This is a genomic window from Bacillus cereus group sp. MYBK108-1, assembly GCF_051917185.1.
In the GTDB taxonomy this organism is placed as follows: domain Bacteria; phylum Bacillota; class Bacilli; order Bacillales; family Bacillaceae_G; genus Bacillus_A; species Bacillus_A cereus.
The window spans coordinates 122,307-139,386 of sequence record NZ_JBQAHZ010000008.1 but is presented as its reverse complement, the minus strand read 5'-3'; the positions used below and the strand labels follow the sequence as shown (position 1 = coordinate 139,386).

Genomic DNA, 17,080 nt, shown 5'->3' with positions numbered 1-17,080 from the left:
TCCTCAATTCCTCTTAGTTATTCTCTTTTTTCTCTTGTGTCCCGCAAATAATGGTTTCTAACTTCTCAAAGAGACGTAATAAATCTTCTCTTTCTTGCAACTCTAAATGTGAAAAGTATTTTGCAATATGCTCGTTGCGAGCTGTCATTGCCTCTTCTACTCTAGCTTTCCCCTTTTTCGTTAACTCGATGATGACAACGCGACGGTCATCTTTGTCGTGATAGCGTTCTACAAGTTCTTGATCGATTAGCCGATCAATCATCACTGTAATCGCGCTAGGCTTCACATACATCTTTTTTGCTAATGTTGTCGCTCTTGAAGCCCCATAATGATCTAAAATCTTTAAAATATAAAACTGCGGTGGTGTAAGTCCTGTTGCTTGCATTTGTTCTAATAACTCCGTCTGCATTTTCTTTCCAATCGAAAAGGCAAGAGCTTGAATTTTATCGATATGCGTCATATCATTTGGCATGTTATCCACCTCTTATTTAAACAATAAAATATTTAACGTATTTAAATATTAATCCCACGAACAAAATCCGTCAATACTTTTATTCATAAAAACGTTTACATTTTTGTCACAAAGTTGTATAATTTTCGACGAAGTTAATATTGACAGTCACGGAGAAACGGAGTACACGGCTATGAATCATAAAAAAGGAAACTTTTTTATATTTCATGGCCTTTTTATATTCTCTGTCTTAAAACGCTTCGAATTAATTAGGGGAGGATTTTCATTTTATGTTTTTCACACAATTATTTAAACCTGCGCCCCACGCGGAACGCTTACCAGCTGATCGCGTTGATAGCGAATACCGTAAATTACGTTTACAAGTATTCTTAGGTATCTTCATCGGTTATGCAGGTTACTACTTTGTTCGAAAAAACTTTTCACTAGCAATGCCATACTTAATCGAACAAGGCTTTAGTAAAGGGGAACTTGGGGTTATCCTTTCAGCAGTATCTATCGCTTACGGATTAAGTAAATTCTTGATGGGTATCGTATCCGATCGTTGTAATCCTCGCTACTTTTTAGCAGCTGGGCTATTTTTATCAGGTATCATTAATATTATTTTCGGCTCATTTTCTTTCATTACAACGAGCATTATACTTATGTTTGTACTTCAGTTTTTAAATGGATGGGTACAAGGTATGGGATGGCCTCCTTGTGGTCGTACGATGGTTCACTGGTTCTCTATTAGCGAACGTGGTACAAAAATGTCTATTTGGAACGTCGCTCATAATGTCGGCGGCGCGCTTATGCCTTCTCTTGTAACATTAGGCTTATACTTCTTTGCAAATGACTGGAAAAGTATTTTTTACTTCCCAGGTATTCTTTCAATTTTAGTTGGTATTTATGTATTAATTACGATGAAAGATACGCCTCAATCTTGTGGACTACCTTCTATTGAAGAGCATACTGGAGAATATCCACCAGATGAGAAAATAAAAGATCGCGAACGCGAACTTTCGGCAAAAGAAATTTTATTTAAATACGTACTAAACAATAAGTTTTTATGGTACATCGCTATTGCGAACGTTTTCGTATATTTCGTACGTTACGGCGTTGTAGACTGGGCTCCTACTTATTTAGTAGAAGAAAAAAGCTTTACTCATAGTAGCTCACGTACTGCTTACGCTCTATATGAATGGGCTGGTATTCCAGGTACACTTCTTTGCGGATGGATGAGTGATAAACTATTTAAAGGACGTCGTGCACCTGCTGGTATTTTATTTATGGTTGGTGTATTTATCGCAGTTCTTGTTTACTGGTTAAACCCTCCTGGTAATCCAATGGTTGATAGTATCGCACTTGTCGCAATTGGATTTTTAATTTACGGACCGGTTATGTTAATTGGTCTACACGCTCTAGATTTAGCACCAAAGAAAGCTGCTGGAACTGCAGCAGGCTTAACTGGATTCTTCGGTTACTTAGGCGGAGCTGCTTTCGCTAGTGCCGCTATGGGCTTTATCGTAGATGCATTCGGATGGGATGGCGGATTTATCTTATTACTTGCATCTTGCATACTTGCAATGTTCTTCCTTGCTCTTACTTTAAATACAGGGTCAGTAAAATCAAAACAAGCTTAAATAATATATAACAAGCATAAAAATAGCTCTTAGCATTTACATACATGCTAAGAGCTATTTTTTATTTTCATTGCTGTTCCTACTAATGATAACAACCCATTCCTTCCCTACTATAAGATTAAAAGATTTGATGAAACACCTTTATTAAAACGGCTAACGTAACAGATGCAGCAAATCCCCCTAAACAAATAAGACTGACACCTTGGCTATATGACAAATTTTGAAATGATTTCATTACTTCCATCCTCCCTATCTCCCCTTTGATACTTTTATTTTACCAATGGGAAAAATTTCATAACATCGATTTCTCTAACAACTAACTTACAAATTTGTAAGTTAACATCTTTTCAACTTATATATCTAGTATTTCCACAAATAAGAGTCATTTATACATAAAAAAAGACCTCAGTTATACTAAGGTCTTCGTTACATTCTATTTCATTTTACAATCATCACTGGACATTTCACACGCTTTGCTATTTTATGACTTACACTTCCCAGCACCATTTCTTGCAGTGTATTGAGCCCTCTACTTCCAGCAATGACAAGATCTATATCTCCTGTATTCACATATTGAACAATTGTATCTCCAGGATCACCATGTAATATCGTAATTGTATAAGAAATGTTCTCTTTCTTTAATAAACCTTCAATCTCTTTTAATTTATCTTTTCGACTAGCTGATATTGTTTCTAAATCTGTTTGACCTTGTATAATATCTGATTTTGCCGTTCTATTATCTACTACGTACACAACTTCAACATTTGTTTCTTCGCTACATTTTGCAATATATGTTGCATGTTCCGCTGCTCGAAGTGCATGTTCAGAACCGTCACATGCTAATATAATTTGTTTGTACATATGCTGAATCCCCTTTTCGTTATCCTACTCGTATTATATAATAAAGCCCCCTAAAAAGGAGGCTTTTAACTAGCAATTCTTTTATTATAAGTAGCTAAATTTGCAACAAGTTTTGAGCTACGTTCATTTAATCCTGTTATACTTACTTTCACGCCACTTTGTTCATATTTCATAATAACTTTATCAATTGATGCCACTGCCGAATCATCCCATACGTGCGCATGAGTAAAGTTCATTTCGATTTCTTTTACATCTTCATTAAATGAAAAATTAGTTATGAAATCGGCTGTAGATGCAAAGAAAAGTTGACCGTGAATTTCGTATATTTTCTTATTTTCAATATATAAATGTTTCACGTGAATCTTTGCCATATTGAATGCAAATAACACCGCACTAATTACTGTTCCGATAATTACACCTAATGCTAAATTATGTGTAATTAGGACAATCACAACTGTTACGATCATAACAAATGAGTTTCCTTTTGGTACTTTATGAATTGTTGTTACAGAGTTCCAATCAAACGTTCCGATTGAAACCATAATCATAACTGCAACTAAAGCTGCCATCGGAATATGAACGACATAATCTCCTAAAACGAATAGTAATACGATTAAAAATCCGCCCGCTACAAATGTTGATAGGCGACCTCGTCCACCTGATTTAATATTAATAACAGATTGACCGATCATTGCACAACCTGCCATTCCTCCGAAGAAACCAGCAACAATGTTTGCGATCCCTTGTCCGCGTGCCTCTTTATGCTTATTACTTTCCGTATGCGTCATATCATCTAAAACTGAAGCTGTTAATAATGATTCTAGTAAACCGATAATTGCAAGCATAACTGCATAAGGTAAAATAATCCCTAATGTCTCAAGTGTAAAAGGCACGTCAGGAATACTAAAGAACGGTAATTCTTTCGGCAGGCTTCCCATATCTCCTACTGTTTTCAACTGTAATCCGCTCATAAGTGCAATACTCGTCACAATAATAATTGAAATAAGCGTAGAAGGTACAGCCGTTGTAATACGTGGAAATAAATATATAATTGCAAGTCCTAATACAACGAGTGCATACATTTGCCAAGTTGCATTTTTAAAATGTGGCAATTGCGCTGTAAAAACTAAAATTCCAAGTGAATTTAAAAAACCACTCATAACAGATTTCGGAACAAACTTCATAAATGAGCTCAGTTTGAACACGCCAAAAATAATCTGGACAATACCTGTTAATATTGTTGTAGCAAATAAATATTGCAAACCATGATCTTTAACAAGCGTTACCATTAATAATGCCATTGCACCTGTTGCAGCTGAAATCATTCCAGTTCTTCCGCCAACAAATGAAATGGTAACTGCAATACAAAAGGCTGCGTATAGTCCAACTGTCGGATCCACGCCTGCAATAACAGAGAAGGCTATCGCTTCAGGGATTAACGCTAAAGCAACGACAATTCCTGATAACACGTCCCCTTTCACATTAGAAAACCAGTCATTTTTTATCGTTTGAAACAAAATATCACTCCTCTACTCCTTTATAATTTGATTTTCTCCATAAGAAAATCTAGCCGACTGCACGAAAGCTATTATATAACGAGTAGAAGATTTTTTGCTATGTAAAAGTTTCCTAAAAATGATGTTACCTTCGTAGCTTCTTTTTTAGGAAACTTTAAATATACTATCACCTATTGTTGATTTAACGTACAATGATTTCGGATTCTACAGTATGTCAAATGAAGAAAACTTTGTTTGGATGGATGAAAAATGCACATGTAATTTAGTTCATTTAAAGTTCTATAGATATTTCCACTTCATATATGAGGTTTAGTTTGGATAGTTTAGGGTTAGAGGAGTTTATACTAATTTAATGAAAATAGTAAGAGCACTCTTTCGAGTGCTCATTTTATGCAGATACAGTTGCTTTATCCTTACGGAATATACCCATTAACCCACCGATTAATAGTAATACGCCTGGTAATAAGTAAATTATAGAAATACAAATAAATCCACCGATAGCAGCCACAGTCATCATAATACCGCCAACCTTCGCTTTACTTCTTACCATAACAGATCCAACAATTCCTAAGATTGATAGAGCCACAGCTCCCCAACCTAAACCAATAACAGTATTTGCTCCATCAGCTTCAAAAGCAGCTCCCATACCGCCGATCAATAAAGCAACAAATGCACAAATAATACCAAAAATACCTCCAATAAGACCTAATACAAATTCAGCTGTTCTTTTCATTTCAATCTCTCCTTATTTAGCAACTTCAAATTCAAATTTCACTGATTTCTCGTCAAATGTAAATGTAGGTTTAAATGTACCAACAAACTTATCGCCTTCTGGTACATCAAATAACATTTTGTTTGTAATTTGGTTACCTGGCGCAATATTTTCATTTATAAACGTATTTTCCCCACCAAAGTACTCTTTGAATTGGTTGCCGTTAGTATCAGCAATTTTTAATTCAGAAGTTCCAAAATATATATCTTTTTTGCCATTATTTTTAGCGTTAAAAGCGATTTCTAGTACTTTCCCTTTTTCAGCTTTTACGTATTCGTTAGGCTCAACGAATTTAGCTGAACTGAAAGTAAGTTGTAGACCATTAACTTCTACAGTATCTCCAATTTTATAAATCTTGCTTTCAGCTTTTTCCTTTTTATCTTTCTTTTCAGCCTGTTTAGGAGCATCGTTTTTACTCACTTCTTTAACTTCAGTTTCACCACAAGCAGATAAACTAAAAGCAAGTGCACCTGTTAAAGCAATAGTACCCAATTTTTTATACATTCTTTTTCCTCCGATTATGTAAAATGTAAGATTTTCGAAACTATCATAACAGAAACAGTTACAACTTTTTTGTCATATTTTGTCGAGGAAAATAAAAAAAGACGCTATATCAGTAGCATCTTTTCTCATTTCATTAATGTCCACCGTGTCCTTGACCACTTTCCTGAACAATTTCTAACCTCTCATCTAGTATTCCTTGTGTTTCAAATGAAATATCACTCGTACTTCCTAATAAGAAACCGTGATTATATGGTCCAAGTGTTGGATCATCTTTGAACTTCGGCTGAATGCTTGCAAGGAAGTCATACACTGGTTGTGAAGCTTTACCTTCTTCTAATAATACAACAGGTGCATGTTTACCCATATGTGAAAAAGGTGCCCCAGCAACTGCTAAATCTGGTGTTTTGCTTGAAACAAATGATAAACCGTGACCAGGTTTTGTGAATCCCCAGCCAAATTTTGTTTTTTCATCTTTAAACTTAGCGAACACAATCGAGTTTTCTGTAGGGGTCTCTCCACTAATACGCGTTACTTTCCCGTATTTGCTGAGCTCTTTTTCTACTTCTTTTGAAACAATTTTTTCTGGCCCTAATACATATATATTTGCTTTATCTTTTCTCATTTTTAATGCCTCTATTGTCGCTTCTGACACCTTATCTTTTTCTGTATATAAAAGCGGTTCTGGCATATGAGAAATCCAGTTTACAGCTGGTGTTGTATATAAACGTCCTTCTTCTTCAGACGAACCGATAATAACACTATTTGGGTAGCTTCCTGTTATATCGGCATACTCCTTATCAACATCCTTCGCAAATATAGCTGGATCTGTTTCTTTTATTTGTTTTACTTTATAACCTTTTAATTGCTCAAGCGCGCTAGTACCTACATCCCCCATCACCATAATTTGTGTTCCATCTTTCGTTCCGATTGGATTTAATCGTTTTATTTCTTTTAACGTCATTTCCGGTATCTTTTCTTTTTCTATAAATAAAATCGGCCCGTTATTCGGATGATGAATAAGGTCTGCACTCGCAATACCTAATTGCCACTCGCTTGCTGGTACTAAAATAACAGCACCTGGCTGGTTCTCCTTATGAGTTGCTGGCCATATCGTTTGTGAAGTTAATACTGCCATTTGCAAAGGGTCGTTTGTGTTTAATCTCGTTACATTTTTTAAACTTGTCGTTAATAAATCATTAGATGCACCTTGGTTCATTTCTTTTGGCGCCGTTACCTCCTGATTCATTTTCATTTCCTTTTGCTCTATTTTCTTCTCTTTTGTAGATTCATGGTTTTTATGGTCTGTATTCGTTTGTCCGCATGCAGCAAGACCAACTGCTGTAATTATTGTTATCCCAAAAATTCGGGTCATTTTTTTCACTATACCGCCTCCGTATTAATCATTTTTGAGCCAATATGATTACCTAAAATGTAATTTCAACTCCACAATAACAAGCAATTCTGAAGAAATTATGCAGACACATCATAATCTGCACCATTTCTTCATGATTTTGCATTACACTTTAAGTAACGATTATAAATATGGAGGGCTCTCTATGATTGATATACTGCTCGTAGACGATGAACCGAGAATGCTTGAATTATTAACGCTTTATCTTACACCAATTGGATATAACTGCGTATGTGCGACTTCAGGAGAAGAAGCTATTTTACATATAGAAAATCGAAACTTTAAATTTGTTTTACTCGATATTATGATGCCAAAGATGGACGGATGGGAAACGTGCAAAAAAATCCGATCTTTTAGTAACATTCCTATTATTATGGTTACAGCTCGTGATCAAACAGTAGATGTCGTTCAAGGATTAAAAATTGGAGCCGATGATTACGTAACGAAACCTTTCCATGAAGAAGAACTTTTCGCAAGAATTGAAGCCGTTTTAAGACGTACAAATGAACATAAACAAATCCAATATCACGGTATTGTATGGGATGAAACAAAACACTTCGTTTCTGTCCATAATGAAGAACTCCTTCTCACACCAATTGAATTTTCTTTACTCGGATTATTTTTACGCCATGTGAACTACGTATTAAACCGTGATCAGCTCATCGAACGAATTTGGGGGTTAAACACAAATACAGAAGATCGCACAGTCGATTCACATATTCGTAATTTACGTGATAAATTGCGAAAAGCAAATTTCCCTATTGATCATCATTTAAAAACCGTGTATGGAGTAGGTTATCGATGGATTAATACTGAACAGTAAGGGGCAAAACGATGAAACGAATTTCAATTCAATTCGGATTTTATTTTTTAATTGTTACACTTTTAATTGAAAGTGTTCTCTTTATTTTGCTCTATTATAGTCTTGTAAACACTAGAGTAAATGAAGAAATGACAGCTTTATTAAAGCGAGGAAATAGTCATCGAGATGTACTTGAAAAATATTACGATGAGCAAACCATCTCTCACGTAGCATTAATGGAATCTGAAGCTGAAACAACTGTCGTTATTACAAATGCAAATAAAGAAATACTAGCTAAATCTAACGAAATAAACACGACTATAAACGATCATATTAGTAAAATGCAAACTCGAACAGACCATAATGGAGCGATTATAGAAAATCATTGGAAAACATCTAATTATATATGTACAGTTAGCCCCATTGTAGTAGATGGAAAACATGAAGGCTATGTGTACATGTTTCTTGGAACAGAATCAATTGAAAAGTTAGTTAATGGATTAACGAAACAATTCATTATTGCTGGTGCCATCACGTTTCTACTCACAGTCATCACAATTTTCCTATTATCTCGATTATTAACAAAACCATTGTTACACATGAAACATGCCACTGAAAAAATGAGTAAAGGTGATTTATCTGTTTCATTAACAACTACTCGAAATGATGAAATTGGTGAACTAGCATCATCTATTCAGACGCTCGCAAATGATCTACATTATATGAAAACAGAGCGAAGTGAATTTCTAGCAAGTGTTGCTCACGAATTACGAACACCGTTAACATACGTAAGAGGTTATGCTGACATTGCATTAAAAGAAAGCACCCCTTCTGAACAACGTTTGCGATATTTATCAATTATAAAAGATGAGTCTGATTACATTACAAACTTAGTTCAAGATTTATTTTCACTTGCACAAATGGAACAACATAACTTTTCTATTCAAGTAAAGGAAGTGCATTTACACACCTTCCTTACGCGTATATGTGAAAAAGTAAACGCCATGTATAAAGAAAGGTACATTAAAGTTTCTTTCTCTTGTCCTCCTACACTGCTAGTAAACTTAGATGAACAACGATTCGAACAAGTTGTTGTGAATATTTTAAATAACGCTTATAGACATTCAAAAGAGCATTCTCATATAAACATTTCTGTTACAGAAGAACATAAACATATTTCCATTGCAATTGAAGATGAAGGCGAAGGTATTCCGCTTGAAGACCTCCCTCACATTTTCGAACGCTTTTATCGAGTTGATAAAGCAAGATCACGAGCTACAGGTGGAACTGGTTTAGGACTATCTATCGTGAAAGAAATTGTAGAGCTACACGGCGGGACGATTACTGTCACGAGTGAAGTTGATCATGGATCTTGTTTTATCATTTCATTACCATCTGTAAAGAAACACGACTACCATCAGTAGTCGTGTTTCTTTATCCCGCATTAACGGGCAGTAAGACCCCTACATCAAAATTCAGCGGAAGCAAAGAAGTTAGGTGGGGGATCAACTGCCCGTAAAAGCCCGATTGGTTCAACTAATAATCAGTGGGAGATGAACAAAACCCCCACTGATTAAAGTTTCACTTTATCATTTTACTTTATAATATAAATTTACAAATTGCCCAAAACGTTTCGTATCCGTTAAAGTTAAATTAATTTCTGGGTTCTTGTCTTGAAATAATGGGACTCCAGAACCTAATATGTGAGGGGTAATCGTGACAACATATTCATCAATTAGATTATTCTTAAAGAATTCTCTCAGTAGACTCCCTCCACCGACCATCCATATTTTAGATCCTTCTTGCTCTTTCAACCTTTTCGTAAACTCCACTACCTCTTCATTTACAAATTCTACGTTTCCGTCTGAACCTTTTTCTGAACGAGAAAAAACATAACATGCTTTATCTAAGTACGGGAATGTTTCCGTATGCTCTACTACATAATCGTACGTTCTTTTTCCCATAATTATTGTATCAATCGTTTCGTACATTTCTGTATAACCGTTATCTCCCTCTCCTTCCGTTTCCATTAACCACTCTAAATCATCATTTTCTTTCGCAATATATCCATCTAAGCTCGCCGCAATAAATAAAACTATTTCACGTGACATATCTTTTCCTCCTTGCATCTCATCTTGATAACATATGATGTAAACAATATACTAACAATAAAACACGACAATTTATGTCATGTTTAAAAAGAAAAAAGGTGATACATTTGTCAAAAGCTAAACGCTTATTAGATATTCTTATATTTGCTTCTGCCAAAAAGACATTTACAGCGCAAGAAATAGCTGATGAATTTAATATCTCCGTTCGTACTGTCCATAGATACATTTTAGATTTAAGTGATATGGGGTTGCCCATTTACGCAGAACAAGGTCGTAACGGCGGCTATAAAGTATTAACGAATAGAGTAATTCCGCCTATTTTATTTACGGAAGAAGAAGCAGTCTCTATCTTTTTTGCTTTTCAATCTTTAAGTTACTATCGCGACTTACCTTTTAACACAGAAATCAATTCCGTTACACATAAACTGTATAGCTCCCTACAACATGATGCAAAAACGAAAGTTGATAAAATACGTTCTTACATCGCTTTTTGGAATCCGAAGCGCACAATTGATACACCTCTTTTAAACGAAGTGTTAACAGCGGCTATTGAAAATAAAAATTTACACTTTCAATACGAATCTAAAACGGGGATAAAAACAAAACATGTTCATCCTATCGGTGTATATGCTCATGACGGGCTATGGTACTTACCGTCCTATGACTATGGCAGGAAAAAAGTATTACTGTATCGCATCGATCGTATTCTTTCCATATTATCAACGGAAGAAAATGAGGATACATTCATGAATTTAGAAGAGTGGTTTGCCTCTAACTCTAACGTAGTACACATCCCTACTCAGTTACATGTTTTACTGACAACAGAAGGCGTACGCCAATGTAAAAGCGTTCCTTATCTTGAGGAATTCGTTATAGTAAACGAGGATGGGACAGGATATATAAATTCAACAATTGATAAAGGTGAAATTAATTTTATTACGCCTTTATTTTATAGACTCGGAAAAGATGCAAAAGTTTTAGAACCGAAAGAATTGATAGATGGTTTACGTATGCGTGCGAAAGAAATTTTACATATGTATGAAGACGAAAAAAGCTGCTAAATATAAGCAGCTTCTTTGTCCTGTTGTTCCTATTGTTTTATTATTGACGAATATCAAACCACCAACGATTTTTCGAATTCATATTTTCAGTGTCACCAATCCCTCTGTAATTGAAAGCATCCAAAAAGATTGAATCTAATTTATCTTCATCTACAAAATAACCTAAATTAACTTTTACCGTTTCTCCTGGTGTGATACTGCCAATATTGTAAAAGCTTTTTCCATCTCCATGAGGCTCTAGATAATCAACTTCGCCTGTCATAATATTTTTTTCTGCGATTCCATCTTTCCCAGCATACTGCCATGCATTTCCTTTATCTTCAAGAACTTTTATAGATGGAGTCATATAGATTTCTTCTGTCGCCTGTTTACCTATATTTTTCACTTTTGTTGTCAGGTAGACAAATTTAGGATGAATTAATTTTGATTCTACTAATTGATCAATTGAATCTTTACCATTTCCAATTTTATATTTATCCCTTCTATATGGTATCAATTGTCCAGCTTGATCCAAAGCTTGATTCCTGCTTAGTATTCCTAAGCCCATTTCATTAAAGTTCTCTTGTTTAAAATCTTTGATTGAATCAAAGGCTTCAACTTTTTCTATCACATATTCAATTTGACTGTTATCCATAGATATCGTTACTGGAACCTTTTGCCCTATATGAAATAGTCGTTTGCTATCCTTCTTCAAAGGAATTACCTTAGTTGTTTTACTTTCTTGGCTAAAATACTTTTTATCATAATCGCTTATATATGATGACTTTTCTTTTGACGTGGGCTCAAGTGAAATGCTCCCTAGCACATCTATCATTTGTTCTTCGTTTATATCATTTCCAATATAACTTTGTAACATAATTCCTTCTTCCTCAAAATAGAGAAAAATTACTCTATTAAACATTAAATCTTTATTACCATTTTCTCTATGGACAATTACTGCCTTCTTACCATTTATCTCTTTTTCTTCATAACTTTTCGAGTACAGAGTTGGAAAATCTGAATTTCCCCCTACTCTCCAAAGAACGAATGAAAAGCCTCCATTTGCATAGTTATCTTTAAATGAATATTTCATAGCACTATCATCAATTGCTTCCATATTTTCTGGCAATTTACCAATCTTCAACTTATACCACTGATCACTCTTTTTCGAATCCTTATTTGTTAAGGAAACATTTACTTCGTAATTTTGTTTTTGAACAATCATATTATAGACTTTTACTGCACCAAAAACAGTTGTTGGCATACCAATTAATAAACAGGCAGCAGCGATTAACATACGATGTCTTTTACGCTTTTTCTGTGGTCGCTCGCCTCTCAGCTTCATTTCTTCCATAAACAATTTCTTTTTGCGCGTATATGTATGTGAAAATTCATGTTGTTCTTCGAGTTTATCAAAATCATCTAAAGCAATTTTTTCAGCAAGTTCATATATTTCTTTGGAGTTCTTTGAATTCGTCATGTTGTATACCTCCTATCATATTTTGGACTCGTTTTCGAGCACGCTCAAACTGCTTGCGGACATTGGCCTCCGTTATCCCCATGACACTTGAAATTTCTTGATACGTTAAGTTATAGAAGACTTTATACTTAAACACCTGTCTATTAGACTCATTTAACTCTTTTAACAATGCATCAATTTGAAACTCGGACATTACACGTTTTTCCCACTCTTCAATATTTTCATCTACTGTTTCTGTTGATTCTCTTTCATATTCTTCTAAAAACGTTTCATGTCGTTTATTTTTCCGGTAACTATCAATCGCCTTGTTTTTCGCAACCCTCAAAATGTAGCGTTTAAGCTCTTCAGTACTCAAGCTATAGAGCTTTTCCAAGTTCTTATAAAGAGTAATAAACGTCTCTTGAACCGAATCTTCGGCCTGCTGAATATTATTTAAAATAGAATACGCTACATAATAAATCTTTTGTTCATACAACTCATATAGCTCTTCCATCTTTTCATAATCGTTGTTTGTAACTTTCATATAATTCCTCCTCTCACTCTATATAACGAATGAGCGCTATACTTTGTGACACTGCAAAATCTTTTTATAGATAAAATTTAATAATAGAATAAGCAAAAGCCCAATTTCTCTATTTTAACTAAGAAATCGGGCTTTTGTTTATTCGAATTTTCCTGACTGTTTCATAAAGAACATTCCTCTTATGCCTTTTCAGTCAGCAACACTTGCTCTATCTCTTCTTTTAACAACGTCTTTATTTCTTCCAAATTATGATTCTTCTTTTCTCCCGATTGTACCGTATAAAACTCAGCAAATGAACGCTCTTTATATCTCGGTACAACATGCATATGATAGTGCGTAAGTTCATTAAAGATTCCACCATTTTGACAAATCGTAATTCCGTCAGGTTTATATAATACCTTAATCGCTTTTGCAATCAGCTTAGAAGCATCCATAATGGATTTTGCTACAACATCATCTAATTCGTCTACTTCTACAACATGTTGCTTTGGCACAATTAAAGTATGTCCTGTATAGAAAGGTTCATGATCTAAAAAACATGTTACATAGTCATCTTCATATATTTTATATATTTTTTCCTCTTCATTTGCTAATTTACAACCTAAACATTCCATCATACTTTCTCCCTTTATTAAAAACATAAAAACGTGAGAGCCGTATTCTCACGTTTTTATGTTTCATTTTATTAGTTCAATTGTTTCCGTAACCTTTATACTATCTTTTACAGATTGAACAATCGTACAATTTTTCACTGCAAGTTGCAGCGCCTTGTCCAGCTGCTCTTCTGTAATGTTTTCTGCTTTAATTTTATAGTGCAAATGAACACTTTCAACTGGCTTCGATAAAGCTTCACTTCTACCAATTTCAGTTTCGATTGTAAACGTATCATATGTAATACGTTTCTTTTCTAAAATTGTTCGAAAGACAATTGCACTACATCCTGCGATAGAAGAAATGAGTAATTGTAACGGTGAATACCCGTTTTCTTTTCCAATCGCTAATTGACCATACGATAAATCTGCTTCTATATCATCGTGTTTGATTGTTAGTTTCATTTGTTTTTTCCATCTCCACTTTCATCGGTTTCTGCCGTTTCTTACTAATATAATAATATATATAGCAGAAAATGATAAATGGAATACCACAGTATAACGCCATTCTTTGTTCAGGAATAAACGCTAAACTAATAACAACAATGCTATTTGTAATTAAGGCTAAAATCGGGACAATTGGGTATAGTGGTGTTCTATACTTTAAGTCCTCTAACTTTCCTCCGCCTTTTATATACTGACTTCTAAAGCGAAGTTGCGATAGAGCAATAATGATCCAACTTGAAACAGCCGATAAACCAGCTATCGATAATAAATACATGTATACTGTATCTTCTGCAAGGAAACTTGTGAATAGAGATAATCCAGCTACCGCAATCGTTACGACTAGCGCTGTAATTGGAATACCACGCTTATTTACTTTCTGGAAGGAAGTTGGTGCCATTCCCTCATTTGCAAGTGACCATAGTATACGCGTCGCTGCATATAATCCAGAGTTCGCTACAGATAATAACGCAGTAATAATAACGAAGTTCATAATATCAGCTGCGTATGGAATACCAATTTTATCAAATACGACTACGAATGGACTTTCAATTACGCCTGCTTCTTTCCAAGAAATTAATCCTACTAAAATCGTCATTGTTAAAATGAAGAATAACATAATGCGCCATACTGTATTACGAATCGCACGTGGAATTGTTTTTTCTGGATTTTCACTTTCTCCCGCTGCAATTCCGATTAACTCTGTTCCTTGGAACGAGAAGTTAACTGTAATCATTGTAAGTAATACGGCAGCTAGTCCATTCGGGAAAAGTCCACCATCGCTTACAAAGTTAGAGAAAAGAGGTGCTGCTTCTTTTCCGTCATATGATATAAATCCTAATAATGCACTACCACCAAGCACAACAAATGCAAGAATTGTAATTACTTTAATACTAGAGAACCAAAATTCTAATTCAGCATAACTTTTCGCCGAAATTGCGTTTGAAGCATATAAAATAACGCCGAATACAAGGCACCATACCCAAACATCAACATTTGGAAACCATCTTTTCATCATTAAACCGATTGACGTTAATTCTAGACCCACTGTTACTGCCCAGCCGAGCCAGTATAACCAGCCAATCATAAAGCCCGTTCCTGGTCCAATAAACTTCGTCGCATACTTTTGGAAAGATCCTGAAACCGGCATCGCTACCGTTAACTCTCCAAGACAAAGCATTGTTAAATACATAATAAATCCGCCTACTAAATATGAAAGGATGGCTCCCCCTGGTCCAGCCTGATTAATGGTGTAACCTGAACCTAAGAAGAAACCAGTTCCGATTACACCACCAAGTGCGATCATAAATAAATGTCTACTCTTCATCGTACGATGTAATTTCTCATTCGTTGGTTGCTGCATCTAAATCCTCCCCCTACCATACCCCTATATCCTGTTAAAATTTTCTGATAATAAAAATATACACGAAAGCGATTACATTTTCTATATAAAATTAAAACTTTTCTGATAAAACAATATAAAAATCGAATTATTGCAAGATTTAGATTCTATTTAGAGGAAAATAAGGAGAAACAAGGAAAAAACCCTTACATATATTGTAAGAGTCAACGGAGTTCTAATCTTCTCGATAAAATTGATAAACTATAATTTACGATAAAGTACATACAAGCTACTACTATAAACGTCGGAATCATGTAATTCACATTTTGCCCGCTAATAATTTGAGCATTATGCATAAGCTCAGGGAGTGATATAACAACCGCTAGCGACGTATCCTTCAGCAATGAAATAAATTGACTGACAAGCGGCGGAACCATTCTCCTTAATGCTTGTGGCAAAATAATATGCCAAAGCGCTTGAACATACGTTAATCCCGAAGATCTTGCAGCTTCAACCTGCCCTTTTTCAATAGACAATAGACCACTTCTAACAATTTCAGATATCATTGCTGCCTCAAATATTGTTAAAGCAACAATTGCAGCTGTTATAATTTCTAATTTCAAGCCTGCTTCTGGAAGTGCAAAATACGTAAAAAATATAATTAACAGTAGTGGTAAGTTTCGAATCACTTCAACTATAACTCCTAATACTTGTGAGACGACAGGTATTTTCGTGTAGCGCAATATACCGATTACACTTCCAATAATAAAACTAAGTACAATTGCTATGAGCGCTACCTCTAATGTTATAAGTAATCCTTTTAATAAAAATAGAATATGATCTCCTGTAATTGCTCCCTTGAAATCCATTTACACCGCCTCCTTTGCCAAGCGTTTTTCTAAATAACGCACTAGCATACTGAGCGGAATTGTTAATATTAAATAAAACATCCCGACAAATATATAAACATCAAACGTAACAAACGTCTTCGTTGAAATTAAATCTCCTTGATACATTAAATCAGCACCAGCAATAATTCCAAGTATTGAGGAGTTTTTAACTAAATTGAGAAACTGGTTTCCTAAAGGGGGAATTACAATTTTCACTGCTTGGGGTAAGACAACATAATACATCGCCTGCACATACGTTAGCCCTGAAGAGCGAGCAGCTTCCATCTGCCCTTTCGCAACTGATAAAATACCAGCGCGAATTACTTCTGCAATAAAAGCTGCCGTGTATACCGTAAGCGTAACTGTTCCTGCTATAAAACCATTTAAAGTAATTCCTATTACAGGTAAAGCAAAATAGAATATAAATGCAATTAATACAAGTGGAATATTTCTTACAAACTCCACAAAAGCTGATCCTATCCAATTTAAAATGCGAATAGGTGCAATACGCATTACTGCCAAAATTACTCCTAAAATAAAACTACCTATCAATGCAATTACACTAGACATAACTGTATATTTAAACCCTTCTAAATACATATCAATGTTATTCGTTAATATAGAAAAATCAGGCACATATTC

19 protein-coding genes are annotated in these 17,080 nt (G+C 34.8%); 4 read left to right on the top strand and 15 right to left on the bottom strand.

Annotated elements, in window-relative coordinates; genetic code table 11:
* Nucleotides 1–13: 13 nt before the first annotated feature.
* On the bottom strand, nucleotides 14–472 hold the full coding sequence (locus ACTFSL_RS14125; RefSeq protein WP_001132365.1) for a MarR family winged helix-turn-helix transcriptional regulator: 459 nt from the start codon (nucleotides 470–472) through the stop codon (nucleotides 14–16).
* A gap of 269 nt (nucleotides 473–741) precedes the next feature.
* On the opposite strand from ACTFSL_RS14125, the gene glpT reads away from it, so the two are divergent.
* Nucleotides 742–2,091, top strand: a complete 1,350-nt coding sequence (gene glpT / locus ACTFSL_RS14120; protein ID WP_059304142.1) for a glycerol-3-phosphate transporter — start codon at nucleotides 742–744, stop codon at nucleotides 2,089–2,091.
* A 118-nt stretch (nucleotides 2,092–2,209) separates the two neighbouring features.
* Here glpT and ACTFSL_RS14115 read toward each other — a convergent pair whose 3' ends face one another.
* The 6 genes from ACTFSL_RS14115 to ACTFSL_RS14090 form a co-directional block, all read right to left on the bottom strand.
* Entirely contained in the window at nucleotides 2,210–2,326 is a 117-nt protein-coding gene (locus tag ACTFSL_RS14115) for a DUF4027 family protein (protein WP_000834733.1), read from the bottom strand.
* A gap of 203 nt (nucleotides 2,327–2,529) precedes the next feature.
* The gene (locus ACTFSL_RS14110; protein WP_000277999.1) at nucleotides 2,530–2,952 is read right to left on the bottom strand and encodes a universal stress protein; all 423 of its coding nucleotides are present in this window, start codon (nucleotides 2,950–2,952) and stop codon (nucleotides 2,530–2,532) included.
* 65 nt (nucleotides 2,953–3,017) lie between these two features.
* On the bottom strand, nucleotides 3,018–4,469 hold the full coding sequence (locus ACTFSL_RS14105) for a SulP family inorganic anion transporter (RefSeq protein ID WP_059304143.1): 1,452 nt from the start codon (nucleotides 4,467–4,469) through the stop codon (nucleotides 3,018–3,020).
* A gap of 388 nt (nucleotides 4,470–4,857) precedes the next feature.
* Nucleotides 4,858–5,202 carry a DUF4064 domain-containing protein gene (locus ACTFSL_RS14100; protein ID WP_000831286.1) on the bottom strand — a complete coding sequence of 115 codons (345 nt, stop codon included), beginning with the start codon at nucleotides 5,200–5,202 and terminating at the stop codon, nucleotides 4,858–4,860.
* Nucleotides 5,203–5,214: 12 nt separating this feature from the next.
* Nucleotides 5,215–5,745, bottom strand: a complete 531-nt coding sequence (locus ACTFSL_RS14095) for a DUF4352 domain-containing protein (protein WP_000277062.1) — start codon at nucleotides 5,743–5,745, stop codon at nucleotides 5,215–5,217.
* A gap of 133 nt (nucleotides 5,746–5,878) precedes the next feature.
* Nucleotides 5,879–7,126 (bottom strand): cell wall-binding repeat-containing protein, encoded by a 1,248-nt coding sequence (locus ACTFSL_RS14090; RefSeq protein ID WP_059304144.1) that lies wholly within the window; start codon nucleotides 7,124–7,126, stop codon nucleotides 5,879–5,881.
* Nucleotides 7,127–7,301: 175 nt separating this feature from the next.
* On the opposite strand from ACTFSL_RS14090, the gene ACTFSL_RS14085 reads away from it, so the two are divergent.
* Entirely contained in the window at nucleotides 7,302–7,979 is a 678-nt protein-coding gene (locus ACTFSL_RS14085; protein WP_000565476.1) for a response regulator transcription factor, read from the top strand.
* Nucleotides 7,980–7,990: 11 nt separating this feature from the next.
* The gene (locus tag ACTFSL_RS14080; protein ID WP_000822528.1) at nucleotides 7,991–9,382 is read left to right on the top strand and encodes a sensor histidine kinase; all 1,392 of its coding nucleotides are present in this window, start codon (nucleotides 7,991–7,993) and stop codon (nucleotides 9,380–9,382) included.
* Nucleotides 9,383–9,547: 165 nt separating this feature from the next.
* On the opposite strand, the gene ACTFSL_RS14075 is transcribed toward ACTFSL_RS14080, so the two are convergent.
* Nucleotides 9,548–10,069 carry a dihydrofolate reductase family protein gene (locus tag ACTFSL_RS14075; RefSeq protein ID WP_059304145.1) on the bottom strand — a complete coding sequence of 174 codons (522 nt, stop codon included), beginning with the start codon at nucleotides 10,067–10,069 and terminating at the stop codon, nucleotides 9,548–9,550.
* Between the two features lie 74 nt (nucleotides 10,070–10,143).
* Here ACTFSL_RS14075 and ACTFSL_RS14070 point away from each other — a divergent pair, with 74 nt between their 5' ends.
* Entirely contained in the window at nucleotides 10,144–11,130 is a 987-nt protein-coding gene (locus ACTFSL_RS14070) for a helix-turn-helix transcriptional regulator (RefSeq protein ID WP_154609159.1), read from the top strand.
* A gap of 40 nt (nucleotides 11,131–11,170) precedes the next feature.
* Here the strand turns inward: ACTFSL_RS14070 and ACTFSL_RS14065 are convergent, their stop codons facing one another.
* The 7 genes from ACTFSL_RS14065 to ACTFSL_RS14035 form a co-directional block, all read right to left on the bottom strand.
* Nucleotides 11,171–12,589: an anti-sigma factor gene (locus ACTFSL_RS14065; protein WP_059304147.1), complete on the bottom strand. Its 1,419-nt coding sequence runs from the start codon at nucleotides 12,587–12,589 to the stop codon at nucleotides 11,171–11,173.
* Nucleotides 12,555–13,112, bottom strand: a complete 558-nt coding sequence (locus tag ACTFSL_RS14060) for an RNA polymerase sigma factor (RefSeq protein WP_059304148.1) — start codon at nucleotides 13,110–13,112, stop codon at nucleotides 12,555–12,557. The genes ACTFSL_RS14065 and ACTFSL_RS14060 overlap by 35 nt, the downstream gene beginning before the upstream one ends.
* Before the next feature lie 179 nt (nucleotides 13,113–13,291).
* Nucleotides 13,292–13,753 carry an HIT family protein gene (locus ACTFSL_RS14055; RefSeq protein WP_171287438.1) on the bottom strand — a complete coding sequence of 154 codons (462 nt, stop codon included), beginning with the start codon at nucleotides 13,751–13,753 and terminating at the stop codon, nucleotides 13,292–13,294.
* A gap of 36 nt (nucleotides 13,754–13,789) precedes the next feature.
* A complete protein-coding gene (locus ACTFSL_RS14050; RefSeq protein ID WP_000778831.1) occupies nucleotides 13,790–14,167 on the bottom strand; it encodes an OsmC family protein in 378 nt (125 codons plus the stop codon).
* Nucleotides 14,142–15,569: an amino acid permease gene (locus ACTFSL_RS14045; protein WP_001187097.1), complete on the bottom strand. Its 1,428-nt coding sequence runs from the start codon at nucleotides 15,567–15,569 to the stop codon at nucleotides 14,142–14,144. Before ACTFSL_RS14045 ends, ACTFSL_RS14050 begins: the two co-directional genes overlap by 26 nt.
* Nucleotides 15,570–15,772: 203 nt before the next feature.
* Entirely contained in the window at nucleotides 15,773–16,417 is a 645-nt protein-coding gene (locus ACTFSL_RS14040; protein WP_000345960.1) for an amino acid ABC transporter permease, read from the bottom strand.
* Entirely contained in the window at nucleotides 16,418–17,074 is a 657-nt protein-coding gene (locus tag ACTFSL_RS14035; RefSeq protein WP_001112665.1) for an amino acid ABC transporter permease, read from the bottom strand.
* Between the last annotated feature and the right edge of the window lie 6 nt (nucleotides 17,075–17,080).